The sequence below is a fragment of the Bacillus sp. KNSH39 genome, assembly GCF_052656585.1.
Map to the genome: position 1 here is coordinate 1624717 of NZ_JBQXYO010000001.1, position 24611 is coordinate 1649327.

Annotated in this window: 19 protein-coding genes; 7 read left to right on the forward strand and 12 right to left on the reverse strand. The window is 35.2% G+C overall.

Annotated features, from left to right (window positions below; genetic code table 11):
• Positions 1 to 205: 205 nt before the first annotated feature.
• From ACUL40_RS08140 to ACUL40_RS08160, 5 genes are all read right to left on the reverse strand, one after another.
• Positions 206 to 625 (reverse strand): MarR family winged helix-turn-helix transcriptional regulator, encoded by a 420-nt coding sequence (locus ACUL40_RS08140; protein WP_065212243.1) that lies wholly within the window; start codon positions 623 to 625, stop codon positions 206 to 208.
• Between the two features lie 507 nt (positions 626 to 1132).
• The gene (locus ACUL40_RS08145; protein ID WP_002204749.1) at positions 1133 to 1519 is read right to left on the reverse strand and encodes a DUF1259 domain-containing protein; all 387 of its coding nucleotides are present in this window, start codon (positions 1517 to 1519) and stop codon (positions 1133 to 1135) included.
• A gap of 418 nt (positions 1520 to 1937) precedes the next feature.
• A complete protein-coding gene (locus ACUL40_RS08150; RefSeq protein ID WP_000441009.1) occupies positions 1938 to 2099 on the reverse strand; it encodes a hypothetical protein in 162 nt (53 codons plus the stop codon).
• 241 nt (positions 2100 to 2340) lie between these two features.
• Positions 2341 to 2664 carry a PepSY domain-containing protein gene (locus ACUL40_RS08155; RefSeq protein ID WP_445422827.1) on the reverse strand — a complete coding sequence of 108 codons (324 nt, stop codon included), beginning with the start codon at positions 2662 to 2664 and terminating at the stop codon, positions 2341 to 2343.
• A 20-nt stretch (positions 2665 to 2684) separates the two neighbouring features.
• Positions 2685 to 3155, reverse strand: coding sequence for a hypothetical protein (locus tag ACUL40_RS08160; protein ID WP_063220640.1), 471 nt, complete (start codon positions 3153 to 3155; stop codon positions 2685 to 2687).
• A gap of 267 nt (positions 3156 to 3422) precedes the next feature.
• On the opposite strand from ACUL40_RS08160, the gene ACUL40_RS08165 reads away from it, so the two are divergent.
• Positions 3423 to 4097: a response regulator transcription factor gene (locus ACUL40_RS08165; protein WP_001264526.1), complete on the forward strand. Its 675-nt coding sequence runs from the start codon at positions 3423 to 3425 to the stop codon at positions 4095 to 4097.
• Complete coding sequence (locus ACUL40_RS08170) at positions 4094 to 5467, forward strand: sensor histidine kinase (protein ID WP_065212245.1); 1374 nt, start codon at positions 4094 to 4096, stop codon at positions 5465 to 5467. The genes ACUL40_RS08165 and ACUL40_RS08170 overlap by 4 nt, the downstream gene beginning before the upstream one ends.
• Positions 5468 to 5658: 191 nt before the next feature.
• Here ACUL40_RS08170 and ACUL40_RS08175 read toward each other — a convergent pair whose 3' ends face one another.
• From ACUL40_RS08175 to ACUL40_RS08185, 3 genes are all read right to left on the reverse strand, one after another.
• Entirely contained in the window at positions 5659 to 5874 is a 216-nt protein-coding gene (locus ACUL40_RS08175; protein ID WP_001104104.1) for a hypothetical protein, read from the reverse strand.
• 346 nt (positions 5875 to 6220) lie between these two features.
• On the reverse strand, positions 6221 to 7666 hold the full coding sequence (locus ACUL40_RS08180; RefSeq protein WP_074555285.1) for a L,D-transpeptidase family protein: 1446 nt from the start codon (positions 7664 to 7666) through the stop codon (positions 6221 to 6223).
• A 626-nt stretch (positions 7667 to 8292) separates the two neighbouring features.
• Positions 8293 to 9171 (reverse strand): CPBP family intramembrane glutamic endopeptidase, encoded by an 879-nt coding sequence (locus tag ACUL40_RS08185; RefSeq protein WP_069358111.1) that lies wholly within the window; start codon positions 9169 to 9171, stop codon positions 8293 to 8295.
• A gap of 359 nt (positions 9172 to 9530) precedes the next feature.
• On the opposite strand from ACUL40_RS08185, the gene ACUL40_RS08190 reads away from it, so the two are divergent.
• From ACUL40_RS08190 to ACUL40_RS08200, 3 genes are all read left to right on the forward strand, one after another.
• On the forward strand, positions 9531 to 10868 hold the full coding sequence (locus ACUL40_RS08190) for an erythromycin esterase family protein (protein WP_001036232.1): 1338 nt from the start codon (positions 9531 to 9533) through the stop codon (positions 10866 to 10868).
• A 346-nt stretch (positions 10869 to 11214) separates the two neighbouring features.
• Positions 11215 to 11793, forward strand: a complete 579-nt coding sequence (locus tag ACUL40_RS08195; protein ID WP_000842190.1) for a sensor domain-containing protein — start codon at positions 11215 to 11217, stop codon at positions 11791 to 11793.
• Positions 11794 to 11908: 115 nt separating this feature from the next.
• Complete coding sequence (locus tag ACUL40_RS08200; RefSeq protein WP_445422826.1) at positions 11909 to 13696, forward strand: response regulator; 1788 nt, start codon at positions 11909 to 11911, stop codon at positions 13694 to 13696.
• 321 nt (positions 13697 to 14017) lie between these two features.
• Here the strand turns inward: ACUL40_RS08200 and ACUL40_RS08205 are convergent, their stop codons facing one another.
• Complete coding sequence (locus ACUL40_RS08205; RefSeq protein ID WP_000022545.1) at positions 14018 to 14443, reverse strand: DUF5412 domain-containing protein; 426 nt, start codon at positions 14441 to 14443, stop codon at positions 14018 to 14020.
• A 550-nt stretch (positions 14444 to 14993) separates the two neighbouring features.
• Here ACUL40_RS08205 and ACUL40_RS08210 point away from each other — a divergent pair.
• The gene (locus tag ACUL40_RS08210) at positions 14994 to 17105 is read left to right on the forward strand and encodes a TerD family protein (RefSeq protein WP_445422825.1); all 2112 of its coding nucleotides are present in this window, start codon (positions 14994 to 14996) and stop codon (positions 17103 to 17105) included.
• Positions 17106 to 17316: 211 nt separating this feature from the next.
• On the opposite strand, the gene cypD is transcribed toward ACUL40_RS08210, so the two are convergent.
• Both cypD and ACUL40_RS08220 read right to left on the reverse strand, forming a co-directional pair.
• On the reverse strand, positions 17317 to 20514 hold the full coding sequence (cypD, locus tag ACUL40_RS08215; protein WP_074047365.1) for a bifunctional P-450/NADPH--P450 reductase: 3198 nt from the start codon (positions 20512 to 20514) through the stop codon (positions 17317 to 17319).
• 769 nt (positions 20515 to 21283) lie between these two features.
• The gene (locus ACUL40_RS08220; RefSeq protein WP_242245190.1) at positions 21284 to 22762 is read right to left on the reverse strand and encodes a DHA2 family efflux MFS transporter permease subunit; all 1479 of its coding nucleotides are present in this window, start codon (positions 22760 to 22762) and stop codon (positions 21284 to 21286) included.
• 427 nt (positions 22763 to 23189) lie between these two features.
• Here ACUL40_RS08220 and ACUL40_RS08225 point away from each other — a divergent pair, with 427 nt between their 5' ends.
• Positions 23190 to 23786, forward strand: coding sequence for a hypothetical protein (locus ACUL40_RS08225; protein WP_242245191.1), 597 nt, complete (start codon positions 23190 to 23192; stop codon positions 23784 to 23786).
• Positions 23787 to 23916: 130 nt separating this feature from the next.
• Here the strand turns inward: ACUL40_RS08225 and ACUL40_RS08230 are convergent, their stop codons facing one another.
• Entirely contained in the window at positions 23917 to 24465 is a 549-nt protein-coding gene (locus ACUL40_RS08230; RefSeq protein WP_001201796.1) for a hypothetical protein, read from the reverse strand.
• Positions 24466 to 24611: the final 146 nt, after the last annotated feature.

The window sequence follows — 24611 nt, forward strand, 5'->3', positions numbered from 1 at the left end:
GGGCTGAAAATTATATGCTATAGCATATATAATATAAAAATTTGACTGGTACTAGGCAAAAAAGTGAACCTGAATCAGATATGATACAAAATAAAGTTATCTTTCCATTCGTCCAAACAAACAAAAATTATATGCTATAGCACATATAATACCTAAAACAAAGTTTGTTCCTTATGAATAGCATAGCATCAATAAGGAACAAATATTAATAGCGTGTATCATACAATTTGTTTAATAACGATTGTAATACTTTAATTTCTTCCTCGCTCAAATTACTCGTAACGAAATGGTGAGCGTCTTTCACTACAGGCAAGATTGTTTTCTTTAACTCGTCACCTTTTTCAGTTAAAAAAAGGTTATGTGAACGCCTATCTTGGTCATTCAAAGACTTCCTTACAATCCCTTTTCTCTCCATTGACTGTATCATTCTAACAACAGTAGTTTGATCTTTATCAATAGCTTCCGCCAACTCTTTTTGAGTAGTGCTCCTTTGGCTACAAAGAACACTAATAATCCCCCACTGCTCTGGCGTAACTCCATACGGCTTTAATTTCTTCGTAAAATAATTGGTCATTTTCACATCAGTACGATGAACAAGATAGCCTATTAAATCATGTAAGTTCATATATCACCTCTATAAATTAAGATATAAAAGGATATAGCATACCAGTCAATCATTCACAATGAATGTATTTGTTTCACCATATATATGCTATGGCACATATAATAAAGTAGATTATTTTAATTGTCAAATGATTTACCTATTATTTTTCGAAAACAAAATCGCCCCCCCTTAGATTATAGAAGGAATGACTAATTTGACGTATTTCTCTGGCGATTTCTCCTCTGTCGTTTTATGATATGCTAATAACATTTGATAAAATATGGTATCTACAAATAGTCAAATACCTTTAAAGATACCTCGTCCAGTTCTTGCTGTTGCAAGATAAACAGCATATAATCCGTTAACCACCCACATTAGCAACGAAAACATAAAGAAAAGGCATTCCAAATATGAAACACCTTCTTTCGTTTTATAAAACCATCCACTTAAATCTATTTTACAAATATAACATTCAACACGCTGAAATCTTCTATTTAACGTAATCACTCATTTAACTAAAAAACTTAGTTAATTGCACAATGCTCTTCTCACTTTTCTTGCAAAATTTAGTGGATCATCAACGTCTTCGATATTAACGTAAATCAAATTTGGATCATCACATAACCACTCATTGTGTATAGACGAAACAATTATTCCTTGTTTAATAATTGTCGCCACAAATTCAGTGACTTCTTTTTGTAAGAGTGCTACTCGGCCTAGGCATAATGCTCGTCCAGTTTTATTGTCTCGTGATTCGAATGAAAAGGAAGTTGTTACTCTAAAACGTTTTCCCAAGATTGTTGCTCGTATTTCATCCCTGTTTATTGTTGCCACGCATTTCCCACCGGCGAATCCTTCTTGCCCGCCGATAATTCTTGCAAACTGTTGACAAATTGATTCCTCATTAACTGCCATACCTTTAATCATCCCCCCTTTTACTGTTAGGTTATGAATGAATACATAGGTCTGAAACGGTAATGAATCTAATGTATTATAAAAAAAATGATGACAATCTATCGAGAGCTATTAGCTCAATTATTCTTGATCGTATGAATTGTTATCAGAGTTTAAATGGTGCAGAATTTTCATTTTATGTTTAATGGGCATCGGAGACTGAAAGCAAAACTCAGCTATTATATGATAAGACATTTTTAAAAAGCATAAAAAAGACACCCTAAGGTGCTATCCTCCGACTTGAGAATCTTATCTATGTATGGAGAAATTTAGAAAAGACAAATACAAAAGAGAAAATTCGAACTATAATTTATAGAACTCTTATGCCATGAATTACTTACATATTTCCTTATTTACCAGAAGAAGAATCTCAGTTACATTATTTTCTGAACAGTCTCGTTAAAGCCATCCCAAGAAATCCAATGCCCATTCCTATTAGCCATCCAGTTTGGGCATTACCTAACATAGATCCCACTCCTCCACCAAGAAACATACAGCCAACGAATACTAATCCTCCAATTCCCCAATTTGGCCGTTCCATAATTCAATCACATCCTTTCAATAAAACATATGCGATTAGCTCCCTCAACTTTCTTCTATAGGATAGTTCATTATTTTGCTTAAGTTTAGCGCTTCAAGGAATTCATAAGATGTGAAGCTTGAGCCATTTATATAGATTGTAGAAGTATGAAGATTTTCCACATTTTAAAATAGTAAAGTATAAACATGAAAAAACTCCTAACAAATTTTGTTCGGAGTTTTTTCAAATACGCGATATTTATTTAATCTTCATTATCAATTTCTATTGTACCTGTCCTTGCACTAACTTTTAAAATATTTAACAGATTATCAGGTGTCTTGATTTCCACTTCATATTCAAATTGTGATTGTGCTAAGTTGTCATCTTCTAATTCGAATTCTTTTTTCACATTAATAATTTCTCCATTTGTATGAGCTAAAGAAATTTCACGAACTTGTTTCTCTGTGTAGTTTTCATTCTTTTTTGCATAATTGTAACCCATACCATAATATCCACCAACAATAGCAATACCACTTACTAAAATAGCAATTACACTTATCATTATTTTCTTTTTATGTTTTAACATTTTCATCCACTCCTTAATGATTAATCATCTATTCCAAATCTTGCTTCAAGTGCATTTTCTGCTTGTTCTAATTGATCTTCCAGTATATCGTGTTCTCTTTCTTGCGTTTGATATTGTTCAACAGTTATCGTTCCAGCGTGATAATCTGCTTCTAGCTGATTATCAGATAGATCTATCTTGTCATCCAGTTGGTCAATCTCTTTTTTTACTGCTAAGTACGTATTTAGGTTTTCTTCTTTTGCTCCAACTGGTTTCGTGTTATTTGCCTTTTCTACAATAGATGTGACTTCGTTTTTGAAATCTTGTGTTTGCTTCGTATCATTCGTAGCAGGCCCTATTTTGCTTGGTTCTTGTTGTAATTGAGCAACTTCTTTTTGTAATTTATCATTTTCCACTTTCAGTTGTTGTACTTCTGTATTGTTATCAGCTTGAGTAGAACAAGCTGTTAACAATACACAAGACATTGCTCCAATCAGCATCCATTTTCCCATTCTGTTTTCCTCCCTTTACATGTGCACCTTATCCTTGCCTTTATATTACTGAACAAACATTAAAGGAAGATTAATGTACAAAAAAATAAAGTGAAGGCTTTTACAGGCAGTTAATCCCTACCTACCTCGCATTCGCCGAATTTTGAGGGAGGAGTCTTACTACCCGTTAATACGGGATAAAATGATATAATTAACTAGTTTCTAATCTTTCTTTAATGTTTCGGAATTATAGTGATACATATTAATAAGAAGAAAAGGAGAATGTTAATGCGAGTTCTTATTGTCGAAGATGAACAAGACTTACAAAATATATTGGTAAAACGATTAAATGCAGAACATTATAGTGTCGATGCATGTGGGAATGGTGAAGATGCCCTGGATTATATAAACATGGCTACCTACGATTTGATTGTACTTGACATTATGATTCCAGGAATAGATGGTTTACAAGTATTACAAAGATTACGCGCGGACAATAATACAACTCCTGTCTTGCTTCTTACAGCTAAAGATACAATTGATGATCGTGTAACAGGACTCGACTTAGGTGCGGATGATTATTTAGTAAAGCCGTTTGCTTTTGACGAACTGTTAGCAAGAATTCGAGTGTTAATGCGAAGAAAAACAGGAAATACATCTAATGTGTTTGAAATCGCTGACCTAGTGGTAGATTGCAATATGCATAAAGTAACAAGAGGAGACCAAGTTATCACTCTTTCCAGTAAAGAATTTGCTATTTTAGAATATATGATTCGTAATAAAGAAGTTGTGCTGACACGAGATAAAATTGAGCAACATGTGTGGAATTACGACTATGAAGGCGGATCGAATATTATTGATGTTTACGTCCGCTATCTTCGCAAAAAAATTGATAGCCAGTTTGAAACGAAGTTAATTCATACAGTACGAGGAACTGGTTACGTATTGCGAGTAGAATCATGAAAAGACTATCAATAAAAATGAGAGTAACTCTGTGGTATACGGGGCTAATTGTAATTATTATGGCACTCGTATTAGCTTTTATTTTAACTTCTTCAGATAAAGTTTTGCTTTTTAATATGAAAAATCAATTGAAGAACACAGTAAAAGAAAGCATGGAAGATATCGAATATAAGCATGGGCAGTTAAAGATTGACGATGATTTTGAAACCTTAGAAGATGGAGTAAATATAAGCATTTATAGTAAACAAGGTGAGCTGTTGGTAGGACATAGTCCAACAAGCTTTAATAAAAAGATATCGCTTAAATCCGATGAAATACAAACCATTAAAGACGGCAATAAAGAATGGATAGTATATGATTTTCTCCATAATGCAGGCGGCGATGAGCAAGTCTGGGTTCGTGGAATAATGACTATGAACCAATTATCCTCAACGATGAATACGCTTATCGTGGTAACAATCATCTCATTCCCATTACTTATTCTTATTGCGGCATTCGGAGGATATTTTATTACGCAAAGGGCGTTTCGACCTGTGCAACAAATGAGTGATTCAGCCAGTAAAATTGGTGATGGTAAAGACCTTTCGAAGAGAATTAATTTACAAGGTTCACCGAAAGACGAAATGTATCATTTAGCACAAACCTTTGACAAAATGTTTGAGCGATTGGAGACATCATTCGAAAGTGAAAAACAATTTACATCTGACGCATCTCATGAATTAAGAACGCCAACATCTGTTATTATTTCACAATGCGAATACGCTTTATCGCAGAGGAATAACCCGAAAGAAATGGAAGAATCGTTAGAAGTAATTTTAAAGCAATCACGTAAAATGTCCGCTCTAATCTCACAACTCTTATTATTAGCAAGAGCTGACCAAGGAAATCATAATACTTTCCAATTTGAATGTATCAATATGAGTGAATTAACGGAAATCGTTGTAGAAGAACTTTCATTAATGGTTCAAGAAAATTCGATTGAAATAACAACTAATATAGAGGAAGACCTATTTATTAAAGCCGATCAAACATTGATGATGCGTTTATTAATGAATTTACTAACGAATGCGATTGCTTATAGCAAAGCGAGCGGAACTGTGCATATGCAACTATTCCGTGATGAAACCAACATAATAGGTACAGTCTCCGATAATGGCATCGGCATCAGCGAGCAACATATTACTAAAATATGGGACCGCTTCTATCGAGTTGACGCAGCACGAACATCTTCAAACATCGGAAACACAGGTTTAGGATTGTCGATGGTAAAATGGATTGTCGAACTACATGGAGGAGAAATTACGGTTGAAAGTAAATTAGGAGAAGGCAGTACTTTTACATTTAAACTACCAATTGAAAAAAGAGCATAATTTATACGTGTCTGTCGCTTCAGAATAAAGATTGATTCAAAGGCTCTCTACAATCCTTATGTAAAAATAACTGAAGCATTTTAAACATCATCGATTTTATCATTTTGGACAACCTATTCTGTTAAATTAATATACATGCGAAAAAACTATCAAAATAAAACCCCAGAAATCCAATGGTCTCTGGGGCTTCATTATATATTTAGCTCTTTTTGCTTTTTGTTTTGTTTATGTCTATAGAGCAATTTACGACTTATTAGAGAAATCACTAATAAGGTCAGAATTAATAAGATAAGTTGCATAAATGATAAATCAAAATATTTAGCACCTGTAACGATTAAAAGTGTAGAAATCGTGCCTTTTACAACGAAAAAAATAATAACCCATAATCCGCCTTTTTTCCAGTTCATTTTATATTACCCTTTCCTACGTTTAAATTCTTAAAATATTTAATGATAGTTCGTAAATATGACAACTTAATAGAAATCTATTATATTAACAAAAAATTCATGTCTAATTAAATGCGACGATTCTATATTAAGTGAAAATGATATTCATTGTCAATTTTATTGATTATTTGAATACTTATTCTTAATCTCTTTCTACTTTGTTTCTTATAAGCAATACACTCTTGTATTCAAACAAAAACACCTCCATTGCATTTGCACACTTAGTATGCGAATGCAAGAGGTGTTTTTTCATATACCATCAGGTAAGATTTTCTGCTTTGTTTATTTCTAGATACGTAGCTATTTTTTAGTACACAATTACTGGATCATACGTGTTCAAACTATCATAGACAGTTTTTGCAACATTAGGAAGAAGGTTCACACACCCACCTGATCCTCCTGTTAAATAAGCATTATTTCCCCAGTCTTTTCGCCAGCCGGCATCGTGGAATCCTTGACCGCTATTTGTGAATGGAACCCAGTAATCTACTTTAACTGCATAATCAGCTTTTCCTACTGCGTTACCTCTTAGCGTATATGGTGTTCGTTTATATAGGACGTACCAAACGCCTGGTGATGTATCTTCACCCGTGCTATGTTTACCCGTTACTACATTTGTTGTAACAACTAATTTTCCATCTTTGTAAATCCAAATTTGTTGCTCTGCAATTGAAACTTCCGCATACGTGTCTCCGATGCCATTATTCGCTGTTGTTTTATAACCGATACCTTCCTTCTCCCAACCATTTCCGTGAATATTAGAAGCAGAAAGCGCCTTTTCGCCTTTCTCAAAGGCTTGTTGAACTTGTTTAGTTTCTTTTTCAACATCTAGTGCCCAGCCGTAGCCTTGCCCTTTTACTGATATGACTGAACCGGAATGCGTTTTAAATGAGAAATCTTTATTTAAGGTTGATTTGGCATTATTAATTTCAGTAATTTTCTTCTTAATGTCACTCGCATCAATTGTAACTTTCATATCCTTTGACATAGAGGCATTTTGAATTAAATCTTTCGCTTTTAAAGGATAAACTTCATCCTGCACTTTATACTCAACAGACTGCCCAAGAAGATTCTGTAGTGCTTTCTCCTCTTTTTTGACAATCGGGTCGTCTTCTTTAATAGGTTTTATGTATGCAGACTTCAGATGAATTTCGCTTTTATATTTTTGCTTATCGTAATCTTTCAGTAGACTAGTAACATCATACTGTTTTCCTTCAACACTTTTCGAAATAACAATTTTCCCTTGTTCTAGCTTCGCCATAGCATCTTGAGGCGCTTTTAATTTTTCATTCATAGAGATGAGCGTTTCTTCTACAAGTTTTTTCATCGTTTCACTACGATACTGATCTGCCTTCTCTGGTAGTAATGAATAATTTTCTCCCTTTGAGGAAGGGAAAAATGTCCACTGACTTTTTAATAGTTTCTTAACTTGAGGCAAATCTTTTTCCGTAAGTTCCGTTTTTGTATCTTTTTCATCTAAAATTTGTTGTTGATCAACATAGACTTTGTTTGCTAGTCCAGATGTCTTTAATTTCTGTATTGCCTGATCAGCGCTCAGACCACCAACTTTTGTGTCATTAATTGTAACATTCGAATTGAAGTGAGTTGCCTGATAATAACTCATTCCCCCAATAAGAAGTGCAATTACACCAATACCCGCTGCGATAAACTTCCAATTTGTATAACGTTTTTTTGATCTTACTCGTTTTTGATCAATTTCTTCAACTGATTCATTTGTTGTATTGTTGTTCATCAATCTTTCCCCCGTATGCATTAACGTCAAACGATTTTCAACTAAAATCATAGACTAGTGTACCTTATTTTTCCTAAAATTTCATTATTTCCGACCACATTTTATCGCAATTTAATGATTTAATTTAGATTTTTTAATAGTACGATGCATTGAACAGCCCTTTACAAGTCATAAAATGAAACTTAAATTAACCGTCACACCAAGAGATTTAGCTTAATATTCTAGGGGGAAATTTTTCTCTTTACGTAAAATGCGAATTATATTATCCATTTTTATGAACATCAATCCCTAATTTTGTCAAAAAAAAAAAAAAAAAAAAAAAAAAAATAAACGATAGTCCTTCTACATTTTTGATAAAAGGACTATCGTTTTTTCAGTTAGAGTATTTGTATAATCGTTTAACTTTTTATTTCCTGAAGGTCTAACGTGATGAAGATGATGAAATTTCATCTCATAGCCTTTAAATGAAAAACATTATGTTTTTTATGACAATCAAGTTTATTTTTATAAATTAAACCCTTAGCTTGATAAGAGTCCGTTCAACTAGATTTTTTCTAATATTTTTAGGAGCATCTTATTTCAGCCTCGTCATATTACACTAATTGAATTTAAAACAAATCCGTATGCTATTTAGTAAAATTTACGATTCGAGACATAATTATTGCAGTAGCCAAGATAATAATAGCGGTTATCAAACCAGATTCTCCAATCCAAATCTCAGTTTGATCTCCTGTACTTGCACGTGCGAAAGGTCCTTGAATAATGGCATTCCAAGTAGTATGAATGATAACCGAAGGCCAAACGCTACCTGTGATAAGTCGTAAATAAGCTGTAATATAACTGAATGGCACAATACAAAAATAGATGCCAAGTACTGAAAGTAGGGCCGATGTTCCCTCTACATATAGACCAGCAATAACAATTGGAACATGCCACGTTGCCCAAATTAATCCGCTAATAAGAATGGGACGTGAAAACTCTGCATCGATTAGCCTTGTGAGCATATAACCTCGCCAACCCATTTCTTCTCCCATAACTGGAATTAAGTTAAGCAAGCTACCTAAAACTCCGCTCAATACTACTATAAAAATGAAACTTAATGGTATCGGTAGATATTGAAATCCAAGTATATTGTAAATAGGTTCTAGCATACCACCTTGCGGGGGCTGAAACCTCGCAAGTCCGCTAAACCAGGCGATAGAATAAGTAATTCCACATATTATCATAGGTATTAACAGCGCAAAACCAATCCCCTTCCATATCTTTAAGTTACCGAGACTAAAAGATACATCTTTAAACCCTTCTTTCAATATTATGCGAGTCAAAATAGAAGAAAATGCTGGGGTAAACATATATACCACAATAAGCGGCATACTTTTAGTAATCATTACTACTACATTTAGAATAATAGAAGTAATGGTTAAGATACTTAGAAAGAGTTGAAGTCCTATTTTAGCACGTTGGATTTTATCTTTATTGTGGAATGCTTCTCCGTGTAATAACATTGTAATCCCCCCTTCCCCTTTTATTCATTTGTTTATCAAATTTACTTCCTGTCATTTCAACAGCTACAACTTAGAATAAAAATATTTTGACATACAGATCATTCATCTTTAAAATCCCTCCCAAATTCATAATCTAGTCTTACTTGCGATTCAACAATTTAATTATTATTTATAAACTGTCATAGCCGATAGTACAAAAGTGTAATGATTAACCTATGACTTGTGTCAATTAATCTTATGACAATATGTAACTAGAAAATATGATATGGAATAAATAACAATTGAATTAAAGCAATTGATTCGTGCAAGTACATGAATCAATCTTGCTTTTGAAAATAATTCAATTGAGGTGGGCAAAAATGAATAAGAAAAGAATGATTGCAATGGTTAGTACAGCTTTATTAGTCACAGGATGCGCGGAAGTAGGAAACGCTCAAACTGTAGCAGTCGAAAATTCAGGTCAATCAGTCCAAAAAAATATAGTTAAATCAATACAATCACAGGCTAACCCATTAAAAACGATAGAGCCGTCAAAACCATTTGAAGATTTAAAACCACTTAAGAAAATGATTGGGAACGCGCAATATGTAGGATTAGGAGAGAATACTCATGGAAGCTCTGAAATTTTTACTATGAAGTTTCGCCTTGTGAAATATTTGGTTACTGAAATGGGTTTTACGAATTTTGCAATGGAAGAAGATTGGGGAAACGGCTTAAAACTAAATGAATATATCCAAACAGGAAAAGGAAACCCTAGGGAATTTTTAAAATTGTTATATCCTACTGACGAAATTATAGCCATGATTGAGTGGATGAAAGATTATAATGCTGATCCATCCAATAAAAAAAAGATCCAATTTATTGGGCTCGACTTAAAGGCGTTGGACCAAGGTAGCTTTAATAAAGTAATTGATTATGTAAGGCTGCATCGACCAGATTTGCTGGCAGAAGTAGAAGAAAATTATAAAGAATTGTCTTCTTTTACTGGAAGTATACAGGAATATATGAAACTTACTCCTAAATTGAAAGAGAAGTTCAAAGCAAACGCTGAGAGAGTAGCCCGATTACTAAAAGATGAGAATGAACAAGCCAACACAGAAATAATTCCATCCGAGTACATCTGGGCGAAAGCAACGGCAAGTGCAATAGAGAAATTTACCACAATGCTACTCCCTAACGACTATCCAAGTATAATAAAACTACATGAACAATACTTGGCCGATCATGCAATGTGGGCACAAGAGACATTTGGTGGTAAAACGATGGTATGGGCACACAATATTCATATAGCTAAAGGAATTATCGATGAGAAATTATACCCTTATGTTGCGGGGCAGTTTTTGAAGGAACGTTTAGACAATAATTATGTCACAATTGGTAGTACAACTACGGAGGGGAATTTTACCTTATACAGCGAATATAATCCTTCCACTGGAGGTAAGATTACAACAGACACTATTCCACAAGATGTAAAAAGTTTCAATTATACTCTCGGAAAAGTGCCATATAAAATGTTTTTATTGGATAACCGTCACCTTAAAGGACAAGCAGAAAAATGGGTTAAAGCAAAAAGACCATTACTAAGTATAGGGGGACAAATCCTCCCGAACAGTTCGGTGTATTTTGATACTTCATTGCTTGAGCAATTTGATATTATTTTTCATATTCGAAAAACAAGTCCATCTCATATTAAATAAAAGTACAAAGCAATCCCGTTCTTGCAGATGTAAGAACGGGATTGCTTTGTGGAGGAGTAATAAAGTGAAACTTTAATCAGCAGGTTTTTGTTCATCCCCCACTGATTATTAGCCTTCACCAATCGTGCGTTTACCGGCAGCCCGCCCCCCACCTAACGCTGAATTTTGAGGTGGGAGTCTTACTGCCCAGTAAATAGCGGGATAAAAGCATCTTTTTTAACCAGAAGTAAGCTGCTCTCCCCTTTTTAACATCATTTAGAACTGTCATATGACACTTTTACACTAGTGAGAATGACAAAAAAAGCAGTATGATTCGGTTATTACACAGATAGGAGCGATGAACTTTATGAAATCAAGATTCATCCATAATGGTTATTTTTTATTGCTAACTTTCGGTACAGGATTGTTTTATTTTTGTTTTTACCTAATAGCTCTGCTATTTAGTTTAACCCTTTCATTTACTGTTGTTGGGATTCCATTAATTATGCGCGTACTACAGACTACCACACCCTTTATCCAATTCGAGCGCATACAGACGAAAATTTATACAGATATTTCAACAGACTCTTACGATAGAAGTATAACAATGGATACATCGAACTGGTCTCAGGTGAAATTAGTGCTAACAGATCGTCGCACTTGGTGTGCTGTCTATTGGCTAATGCAGAAATTTACGATTGGCATTTTCAGTCTCATTAGTGCAATCATTTTTTACGTAATGCCACTTATGTTCCTGTTGGCACCACTACTGTATCGATACATCGATATGAATATTATATTTATACAAATAGATACTTTTGCCAAGTCACTCTTTGTAATGTTTATGGGTATAGTATTTACCGCCATAAGTATTAGAATAGTCGATGGTTTGACAAAGAAAATTGGGGGCTATACACGTAGTATGATTCGGCAACTAAATCAATAGAAGTTTGCAGTCTGTGAGTAGTATCGTAGTTTTAAATTAAAAAGTATAATAAGGCAGGAAGGATTAAATTATTATATAGGAAGTAAAATGGTAGGCTATTTAGGGGGTAAAGGACTTGTTAGATATGGTTAAGTATTGGTTTTGGTATGATTGGATTATGTTAGGGGTACGCCTACTTGCTAGTGTGTCTATCATTCTAGCTACATTAAATTTTCAGGATGGTTTAACATTACCACTTTGGATTATTATTCTTTGGGAAATTATTGCCTTCTCTGTTCCATGGGTAGCCTTACTATTCAATTATAAATATTATTTGTTCACAGAAATACTGCTATATGGTGGACTATGTATATATTTAACCTTATTATTTCCAGAAGCTTACAACACATTTCTTATATCGGTGTTTCTAATTGCTGCGAATAGTAAGCATTTGTCCTATTATTGGACAGCTCCAATAACGGTTTTTATAACAACTGGAATTTTCTATGCGGTCTCGCCAAGTAATAGCTATTGGATTATGGTCACCTATTATGGATTCGCATATGTAATGGGCTTCGCTTTTCATTTATTAATCGTCAATCATAAACAAAATGAATCAATTCGTAAACAAAACGCAGTACTTGAGCAATATATGTCTCAGATTGAACGCATTACACTGGCGGAAGAACGAAACAGACTGTCGAGTGAGCTTCATGATACAGTTGGTCACGCTTATACTTCTATTATTATGGGGATGGAAACGTTGCGCACCGAACTTGCTACTGAAATGGGTATACAGAGGCTAGATTCTCTGCTTGAAATGGGACGTAAAAGCATCGAGGACGTGAGAGGTTACCTACATCAAATGGAGTCTCCTTGCCAATCGCCTTCCTTAATTCAATCTCTCCAAAATCTTGGAGCCGAATTTCAGGAGCACGCTCAGGTTAATGTAAGTTTTCGGGCATACGGAGAGGAATATGAAATGTCTCGGCAAGCGAAGATAGCGTTCATTCGTTGCTTACAAGAGTCCCTTACGAATGCAGTACGTCATGGTCAAGGAACTGAAATTATAGTTTCATTGCAGTTTGAACAACAATATACGAGATTAGAAGTTCAAGATAATGGAAAAGGAAATGTAGAATGGCAGGAAGGCTTCGGTCTGAATGCAATGAAAGAACGAGCAATGAATTTGCAAGGTCAATTGTCTGTATATACAAAGCCAGATGAAGGAATGCTTGTTACATGTACCATACCGCGACAAACTGAAATAAAAGATGGACTTATTCGTTTGTTAATTGTAGACGACCAGCCGTTTGTTCGGGAAAGTTTGAGGACACTACTCGATAGATATGAAGATTTAAATGTAGTCGGTTTGGCCGAGGATGGCAATGAAGCCATCGATTTGTGTGGGCGCCTTCAACCCCATGTTATACTTATGGATTTAGATATGCAGCACATGGATGGAGTCGAAGCAACCAAAAAGATTAAGCAACAATGGCCACATATCCGCATATTGATTTTTACCACTTTTCAGGATACCGAACAGGCGTTGGAATCGCTTCGCAACGGTGCGGATGGCTTTTTACTCAAATCCATTGAAACATTGGAGCTAGCTAATACGATCCGACTTATTCACAAAGGTGGGACACTGATTGATCAGGGAATGTCTCACAAAATATTTGAGAAATTTGATGAGCAAAAAGAGACACCACAATCAAAAGCAACCGCTTATGAGCTAACAGCTAGGGAGATAGAAATATTGCAACTAGTAGCCAAGGGACTTCGATACACTACCATAGCATCAAGGTTATATTTATCGAATGGTACGGTCAGAAATTATGCTTCCACAGCTTATACAAAGCTAGGAGTCCGCAACAAAGAAGAAGCTGTTCAAAAAGCTCTAGAAATTGGAATTATTGAATAAGAAAAATGTTTTTTGTTTCTTTACAGCAAGGCAAAATGTAGTTACAAGATACAGTAAAGGATAAAGTGAAACTTTAATCAGCCCTCATCAGTCGGACTTTTACGGGCAAATAGCGGGATAAAATGAGCGAACTATCATGAACACCTGTTTTATACGTATACTTAATAGACAACCTAAGTAACAAGTTTATTCCATTTTTATCAGTAGTCGTATCTAGAAACCTAAAAGAGTCCATTTAGAAGATTTAAATGGACTCTTTCACTCATATAATACTATCTATAGTTAAACAAATAAGATTAAATACATTTAAATTTTCTTGTTTTATCTAATAAACTGTTTAGGCATTTCTTTAACGTGCTTATCATCATCACGCCAATCATAGGTTTCTTTCTGCGAAACATCTAAAGTTTGATCTCCAATTCTAACAATATTCTTATTTACCCATTCAATATATGGATCGGTATCTGGATAATTCCAATATATATTTTTCTCTGAATCTGTATCAAGGTTAACTAATTCACCCCTAACAGCATCCGCACTTAATGATCCTGCATTATGAAAATAAGTCTTGATGAGATATTTTCCATCTGGAGATTTCACTGTTCGAATTAATTCCCCTTTTGGATATTGCAAACTAAAAAGTTTCCAATATCCAAATCCAATTATAATTACTAACATAGTAAGTATAGTTAGTAATACTTTTCTTTTTGTTTTTTTAATTTCACCTTTTGTATTTATAATACTCATTCAACTCCATTCCATAATATATCAAAAATAAAAATACTCCGTTAATACGGGATAAACATGAAAATTCCCATTTAAGAAAACTTAAAAAAATCAGACTGTATACTTGAATTGCTCTCCGCAAGAGAATATACTAATAAAGCAGGCTATGACGTTCCTTCCTTCTAACTTCTTTGGCGAAATAGGGATGTTACTTTCCTGCTAAACACATAGGCTATGACAATTCTTCCTTCTTTGTAGAAATTTCAAATTGTTTTAGAGTTGTCAATTTCCTATGAAAATAATTAGACTATAAAACCTCTTTCTTCTTTGGGATTGAATAAACTTTAGTTTATCAACCATTGATGTAGAGGTTTTCTTTTCTTAATTAACAAATTACCACTTAACAACTAAATGTTATACCCCTAATTTTTCACTAAAAAATAGCTTTATACCCTCAGTGCATTTCTCTACAATTAGTGTGTTTATGCATGTAAAAATAAAAATCTACCACTGAAAGGAGGACAGTCAGACTATTCCCCTCTTTTATAAGGAGTGAATAATCGGCGTTCTCATGAAAAATTCTATTTATATAAGAAGAAGTTTGAAAGTAATTATAAAAAGAGAAGAAAATAAACTACCGAACATGTATTTAGCCACTGCTTTAAAAAACTTGGAAAGTTTAGGATTTACTTTTTCTGAGCCTTTACTAGAAGAGTTGCAAACACTTTCGGTTGGTGCATTCACATCGTTTTACAAAGAGTTGGTAAAACATTTAAAAAAAATGGTTGGTGCACATATTCAGTTTACTCCTATGTATCCAAACTTTCCGCAACAAATGATGGATTTAAGTGACGCTGATTTATACATCAATGCCGTTATTCATTATGTGACGTTGCGCCTACCTGTATCAAAAGTAGAAGAACGACTTCCTCTTTTAGATAGCGTTGATTTGAAAGTTATTGACTTAGGAAGTGAAGAAGATTTCAATCAAATGATTTCTCAATTGATTCGTGCAAACAGCTCTATTTCCTCAACTGATAAGACAGATGTAGAATGGGCTATTACACACACTGAAGATGTTTCCTGTTTTCTACCTAATGTAATTCCTCATAAGGAAAATATGTCTTTTATAATTGGGGTTTTATTAATAAACAGAAAAATATCAGCCGATGCTGCTGCAAAGTATTTTAAAACAGCAACTGATGTTCTTCGCCTTGCAGTTGCTTTATCTGAAGGTGATGTGAGTTTAGCATCCTCCGTTCGATTCAAGAAGTTTAACCGAGTAGAAAGACGCTTCCTTTTAGGATTGTTAGAGCAATGCGGAAACATTACCGAAGATATGATTCGATACAAAAAACGTTGGATTCGTTTAGGTGAAATTCTTCATCCAGCAGAATATCATACTCGTTTCCCAAAAACCCACCGAGCATTTGAGATGCTTCGCAACAACATTAAAGTTGAAACATTTAATGGAAAAATAGAAGCAGCTTTGTTGAATCGTGATATCATGACAGCGAAAAATCTTTTAAAAACTCGCCCGGGGGAATTTGCCAGACGCTTGGATCATTTAATCCGTTTATGTAGTGATACGTCAACAGATGTTTTCAATATTCTCGAAGAGTTTCTAAGTATAATAGGAGACGTTTCTACTCCTGTATTACTTCAACTCACGGCTCATTTTAAGCATCGAAATGATAAAAATGAATTTCGCACCTTTTTTCCAAAGGGAAATGTAGCAAAAGCTATAGGTATTGAAAATACACTTCCATTTATCTCAGAGGATATTTGTTTAATGATTGTAAAAATGTGTGAAGATACTTTAAAAAATCGCTTCGCAGAACTTCCAAGTCTCGGAAAAGTATTTTTGGATGAACAGTTAAAAAATCACTTAGTTCCCTTCTCTCAACGTTCAGCCAGCAAAGCGCTTCGCACATTATCTCGAGGAAGTAAAGTAGATTTGCCAGAAGGAGATACGATTCGTTTTTTCCTATGGTGGAAAGAAGGCTATGTGAATGGACAACATACAGGACGTGTTGACATTGATTTGTCTGCTGCAATGTACGACGAAGATTGGCAATACAAAGAACATGTATCCTTCACGAACTTACGTTCAAAAAATTTCAAAGCCTACCATAGCGGAGATATTACTTCTGCACCAAAGGGAGCATCTGAATTCATTGATTTCGATATTCCGTCTGTGCTGAAATATGGTGGACGCTATGTAGTTATGACTTTGCTTTCTTACACAGACCAACCATATAAAGATTTACCAGAATGCTTTACTGGTTGGATGGTTCGCCAATATCCTGGTTCAGGTGAAATATTTGAACCTTCTACTGTTCAAGATAAAGTGGATATTACTGCCGACACCCAAATCTCTATTCCAGTTATTTTAGACTTAAAGGAACGAAAATTGATTTGGACAGATTTGTCTCTTACAAGAGATCTAACTTATGATAATACCATCGAAGCTAATCAAAAAGGTATGATACTAGTTGGAAAGGCTTTAACTAATTTAGTTAAACCGAATTTATATGACTTGTTCCGATTACATATTGAAGCTAGAGGTGAACTCGTTCAAGACATCGAAAAAGCAGAAACTATTTTCTCTTTGAATAAAGGGATTACTCCTTTCGATATCGAAAAAATAATATCTGATTTTATAGCTGACTCAAAAGGCTAACTACATTACAAACATTGATAATGTGTGGAAAATATCGATGTATAATGTCTATGTGAAACAGGACCTGATAGATGTATATCAGGTCCTGTTTTTTATTTAGTAGATACTAAATAATCTGGTTAATCACTATTCATCTAAATACACTATACTAATAAAGTGAAATTTATTCGAAAGAAATTCATTAGTTAATACGTAACTAATTAAGAAACATTCATATACCAGCCCAAACATCTTTTCCATATCGCCCTTCATCTTGCACACGATCCAACCAATTTCTTGCTTCTTGTTCACTGACTTCATGAATTTCTTGATATGCTTGACAAAGGGTATCTTCTACATCCGGAGCCATTTTACTTCCATCACCACATATATAAAGATGAGCTCCATTATCTAATAACGAAATTAAATTGATTCTATCTTGTTTTATCAAATGCTGTACATATGTTTTTGGATGTCCCTCTAAACGAGAAAAAGCTGTGTGTAAAGAGATTAATCCATCTCTTTCATCATTTTCTAGTTCTGTACGATAAAGATAATCTTTTTCAGGATGACGACAACCAAAATATAGATGCGCTTGTCCTAAGTTCATACCTTTTTGCTTTTGAACACGACGCGCTTGCAAGAATCCACGGAATGGTGCAATTCCAGTACCTGGCCCAACCATAATAATTGGTGTTTCTGGATCTTTAGGTAATTCAAAGTTTGATTGTGGCGTTCGAATGAAACAGATAATCTCATCTTTATTATGACGCTGAGCTAAGTAATTAGAAGCGACTCCTTCATATGTCCCTTCCCCACTCCATGCAGGTGCATTAACAACACCGACCGTAATGCTCAGACGATTGTGTGCAACGAGTGGAGAGCTTGAAATAGAATAGTAACGCGGTTTGAGCGCAGGGAGAAGTTCTAAAAAGCGTTCAAATCGGATTTCACAAGCCTCATACTTTTCAAGAAGGTCCAACATTGAAATCCGTTTCTTTAATATTTGTTCATGATAAACTCCTTCTTCTAATAATGCTTCCAATTCTTTTTTATGAGGAGGACATGCTGTGAATGTTACCATTTCTCGTATTTGTGCTCGAGTGGCAGCTTCTTGAACTTCAACACTATAACTAAGAAGGTCCAATAAACTAACAGGACTGTCTAAAGGTATGTGATTTATACTTCGTCCACTTGCACTCAGTATAACTTGATCCTTCCCATTTAATCCAAAACGTTTTAAAATTCGGTTGATATTTTTCTCGCTATTAACTGGCAACACTCCAAGGTGGTCTCCTTCTTTATATGTAGCGCCTTCTGGCAAAGATACCTCGATATGTCGTGTACTTCTATCACTGCTGGATGATTGAAGTTCACGATTTTCTAGTATAGATGCATAAACTGCTTCATATGTTCGTGCAAGAGGAGATCCTCCAAGACGACTGACAAATTGCAGACTCAAAGTACTGCGCTCTTTTTCCATATTTTTGTTGAGCTCCAATCCAAATGCCTTCATCGCATCAGACCACATGTTTTGTTTCCATTGCTCAAGCTGTTCCTCGAAATCACCACTTGCATCTGCTTCTCCGCGTTTAGAAAATCTTGTTGCTCCTTTTTGAGCCATTTGCTCATCAATGTATCTTGGAATCCGTTGGTAGGTACTAGCCCAATTATGATCTCCACAACCAAAAACTGCGTATTGAACCCCTTTTAGCTCATCTGGTTTTAGTTCCTCCAACCATTGCACAAACTGCCCTGCATTACTTGGCGGTTTTCCATTATAAGAAGAAGTCACAATAAGTACCGCTCCTTCTTTTGGCAAACTTCCAATTCGATCGTTAAGAGCTACCACTTCCGTTTGAACTCCTTCTAAACTAGCTGTATCTGCTAATTCTCTTGCAATACCTTCTGCTACACCTGTATCCGAGCCATACAGAACAAGAAGTGAAAGATTATCGGCCCCAATAATAGAAGGTGTCTTCTGGACGTGTTGCTTAATTTCATCGTTTTTCAGCTTGTCCTCTGTAGGTGCAAGAACAGTAGGATGACTAATAGTTTGTTTTCGGGGTAGAATCCTAATCTTAAAATCACCGGGCTTTAGTGTTAATGTTTGTTTTACGTCCAGCTGATAGTTTTGATAATCGATTAATTCAAAATGTTGAAGAAGCATTCCCATTACAAGAGTGGCTTCATGAAGTGCAAATTGCATACCGATACATGCTCTCTGGCCATTTCCAAATGGCTTATAAGCATGATGAGGAACCTTATCCAGCTCTTCAAATCGTTCAGGTTGGAATTCTTCCACATTGTCTCCCCATGCATCTTTATCCCTATGTAGCTGTGGAATAAGAACAGAAATACGATCTTCTCCTTTCTTAATTGGGTATTTCCCGCCAATCACTGTATCTTCTTTTGCATAGAGACTGAATGCTGGAGCGGTAGGCCATAGACGTAGCGATTCATTTAAAATCATCCGTATATACTTCAGTTTCATAACTTGTTGGTATGTTGGAGTAGGATCTGTCAAAACACGGTCTACTTCTTCATAGGCTTTTTTCAATTTATCCGGATTCTTTAATAAGAAGTAAATTGCAAAAGATAACAATCCACTTGTTGTCTCATGTCCAGCTATTAAAAAAGTAATAATTTGGAAACGAATGTTTTCATCATCTAATTTTTCACCAGTTTCCGGATCTGGCACATTTAGCATACGGGAAAGTAAATCATTTTCTTCCTGATCTCCACTACTTTTACGTTCAGCAATAATATTATCTACTAAAGAAAACATAGATTGAATATCATGCTGAAATTGACGTTTCGTTCTCCACATAAGTTTGTCTTCTATATCCAGCCGCTGCAATTGGTGCATCGCCTCATCTAGAGCACGGGTCATGCTAGTAATAAAAGGATGAGGGGTCTCACGATAAAAGCTATTGAATCGGTAATTAAAACCACATAGACCAATTGTATCTAACGTAAGACGAGTCATATCCTCCGGAACATCTACGTTTTCATTCGGATTAAGCCGTGCCCATTTTTGAACGAGTTGTACAGCAATATCGACCATCATGGCATGGTAATCTTTCATTGCCCGTTGGCTGAATGTAGGCATCAAAATATTATGAGCTTTTTTCCAGTTAGGCTCGTGAGTCTCGCTAGTAAATAATCCGTCCCCAGCAAAGGCACGAACTTTTGCTAAAGCACCCTCTATACTTTTATCGAACCGCGTTTCGTCACAGACTTCTGCTACCAATTCATGTCCAGAAACGACAATGATGGTATCACTTAAAGTTTGAATTTGAAAAATGGGACCATACTCTTCCGCTATCTTGATAAAGGATAGGGTTGGTTTATCTTTATCGATTAATGGGAGATTACCCAGCGGTCCATATGTTTTCGGCTGAGGAATGGCAGATACTTTTTTTTCCATTTAAAACACCCTTTCAAAAAAGCATGAAATAAAGTGAAACTTTAATCAGTGGGGGTTTTGTTCATCCCCCACTGATTATTAGTTGAACCAATCGGGCTTTTACGGGCAGTTGGTCCCCCACCTAACTTCTTTGCTTCCGCTAAATTTTGAGGTGGGGGTCTTACTGCCCGTTAATGCGGGATAACATATCCCATTTAATAAAGAGGAAATAGCAACTAATCGCCTGGGATAAAGATATGTAATTGATTACCTTATTTTATCTTTTCCCTAACTATTCATGATTATGATATTGCGTATAAGCTTGGCAATTAGATTTATAACTTGTAGAAAAATACTAAATTAAAATGAAGCGAATAAATATAGTTGGAGCCTTTTAATGTTGGTATTAAAAGATAATCTAAACTTGTAATGTTTATGAGAAATTGCAAACGGATCTCATCTCTTGTATTTGTTCATGAAAATGATTATTTTGATTCATTTTCTTCTAAAACATCCCAAAATAGAGAAGTTGACGAGCTTAAGATTGTAGTATTTGAAAAATCAGTGGTTTAGTTAAACCACTACAATAAGCAATATACCGTGTTACTAATGAAAGAGGACCTGATATGAACATCAGGTCCTCTTTCACTATATAATTATGTCACTGCTTCTTTCAGTTCTTTTCCCATTTTAAATACCGGCGCCTTAGTAGCAAAAATTTGTATTTCTTTATAGTTTATCTAATCAGCAAACAACTTGTAGGAATCATTATCTAACGTTTTATTCTTCTCTACCGATTTAACTTCTCGACGGCTTCCGCACTTGTGTCTACACGTTTAACGAAAAAAACTAATAGTAGTGCAACAACATTCATGCCAAGCGCTACATAGAATGAATATTGAATTCCGGATAATAAAGCCTTCTGAGTTACTATTGCCTTCGTAGTTTCTGTGAAGGTTGTTGGATCTATATGAGACATTAAACTTTCAGCTTTTGTTTTTGTTACAGAGTTCATAATCGTAACAAGAATAGCAGTACCAATGGAACCGGACACTTGTTGAGCTGTATTATTAACAGCTGTACCGTGCGGATTTAAGCGAGTTGGCAATTGATTAAGACCATTTGTCATAAGTGGCATCATCACCATCGCCATCCCAAACATCCGCAGTGTATAAATAAGAATAATATGTGTATGACTAGAGTCAATTTGCAGACTTGCCAACATATAAGTTGAAACAGCTGTAATGGAAAGCCCTACTATGCCAAGAATCCGAGGACCATATTTATCAAATAGTTTACCTGTAATTGGTGACATAATCCCCATTATTACCGCACCTGGAAGCATCATCAGCCCAGAGCTCAGCGGCGAAATACCACGGACGTTTTGTACATAAGCTGGTGTTAAAATCATACCCGAAAACATGGCCACCGCGTTAACAATTGCAATTACAGACGCAAGTGCAAACATTGGGTACTTGTAAACACGTAAATCCAATAACGGCTCATCCATTTTTAATTGACGGATAATGAAAGCAATTAAGGCAATAGCGCCTATGATTAAGGCTGTTAAGACAACTTTATTCGTCCAGCCATCGGAGCTTGCAGAACTGAATCCATATAACAAACCGCCAAAACCGACAGAAGATAATAGTAATGAGAGATAATCAAGTTTTGTATTTTTATTTTGTTTCATGACATTCTCAGATTTCCAAATCCCTAACAGTAAGCTAATGATTGCTAACGGTAAAATCATTTCAAAAAGCAAGCGCCAGTCATAATACTCTACAATATAACCTGATAGTGTCGGTCCAATTGCTGGAGCTGTAATCATAACTAGTCCAAAAATCCCCATTGCTGTTCCCCTTTTTTCTCTCGGAAAGCTTACTAGCATAATATTCATTAACAAAGGTCCCATAACTGAAGAGCCTGCCGCTTGAACCATCCGACCAGTAAGTAATAAACCAAAGTTCGGTGCTACAGCCGCTAAGGCAGTACCAAGAATAAAAATCACCATAGATGTAATAAATAGGCTCCTATTTGAAAAACGCGTTATTAAAAATGCTGATGCCGGAATTAATATACCACTTACAAGCATATACCCTGTAGAAAGCCACTGGATCGTTGAATAATCTTGAATGTTTAAATCTTTCATTATTGATGGCAAGGCTACATTTAAAAGGGAGTTATTTAGAAATGAAACAAATGCCCCAATAAAAAGGATTACAAGCATTACATATGGTGGTTTTCTTTTATGTAATGTTTCACTCATATATTTAATTGCCCCTTCATTATAAATTTCATTGATTCGTTTAAATCGTTTACATATTTGCACAAGAAAACATTACCCTTGCAGTATTTTGCCAAACTCTTCGAATGGATATTCTCTTTTTAGCAATTCCACTTGCTCAACATACCATTTTAAAATCTTTTTCTTGATGAAACCTTTATAAAAACGTTTGTTAACGGAATTTAAATTAGGCTGAAATACACAAAATAAGCAACTGAAAATCCCCTTCTAAAATAAAGTGAAACTTTAAATCAATGGGAATTTTACAGGCAGCGAGAAAAATCAAAAAGACCACGCACCCATTCCTTTAAATACAGGCTTGTAGATCTAGTTATGTAACCATCCATAAAAAGGAATATTACATAGGCTAAGTCTAACATTACATTTTTAAAGTGAGGAGAATAAGCGTATGGACCAATATTGGTATTTGAATTCAAAGGGAAACGGGGAACAATATACTAACCAAATTTCATTATATTCACAGCCCGAAATAACTACGTCTGAGGTAATGAATGATTTAAAGCTTCCTGAGAATTGGAGTTACCGAGTCTATCCAGTTAGTTGGGATTCATCAGCCAATTATACGGGGTTCAATCCCCAACCTCCTCCCTTCTCTTTGGGGCAGCAGCCAATTAATTATGCAGGGATAATACCACAAGGTCACCCTGCTAATTGGACTCCATTACCAGGTCATGCAGGTTTTAATTTTCAAAAACCTCCCTTCCCCTGGGCGCAACCATTCAATCATACAGGGATGTTCGCACAAGGTCATCTTGCAGCTTTATTATCGCCGCCAGCCAAGCCTTTTCATTTCAATACCAATAACTCGGGTGTTTTTGGAAACCCTCCAGGATGGGGTGGTCCGTGGGCCCCAATAGGATGGGGAAATAACGGAGGTAACGGTCAGCTAGGACTGCTTGGAAACTTACTTACAGCAGGAAAAGGCACCATGAGTGGAATAGGAATGATCAGTAGTTTAATCGGGATGGGGAAGTTCTTCTTTTAGTTAATTAGAACAGGAGAATGTGGCTGTAGCTTTAATCAGCCACATTTAAGGACAGTAATCTCCCACCTAACTTCCTAGCATAGCATTCGCGGAAATTTTAGGTGGATATGTATTGTTACAAGTTACTGTTTTACTTTGAGTACTCCTTTACTTTCTTATCAAGTGCCTTACTATAAGCATCTTTGTTTTCCTGTGATAACTCATAAACTGCTTTTTTCCAATGCTCTCCGTCTACACCTGATAAAAATTCAGTACCTTTCATTGCAGCTTCTTGAATCTTCTGTTTATCTTCTTTACCAGCATCCTTAATTAACTTCGTTGCTTTTCTTGCCTCTGTTACCCCTTCTTGTATGGATTTGTGAATGTCTTTGTATGTATCAGGTACTTTTATGTGTTCCATATTATCTAAAATTTTATCTATCTCGTTTGATGTTTTTAAAACAGCTTTTGCTTTTTCTTTATCCTTTAAGGATTCTCCTAAGTTTAGTAATAGTTCATCCTTCTTAAATTGGAACTCTACCACTTGCTCACATATGTAGTACGGATACTGTTGTTCGGAAAGTATTGTTATTGCTTTACTAGTTTGCTCAGTCTTATGAGTAGAATCTTTATCTCCTACCTCGCATCCGACTAACAGCATAAATGGAACTGCTAACGTTACTAGTTTCTTTGCTCTCATTATGTATTCTCCTTGTGGAAAGTATTGTAATTAATTAACATATCAAACTATAACATACATTACATTATGGTTCACTTCCATTACGCTTTTAAAATGTAAAATAAGAATACACCCCATAAGCCACAAATAAGATTAATAGAATAGAA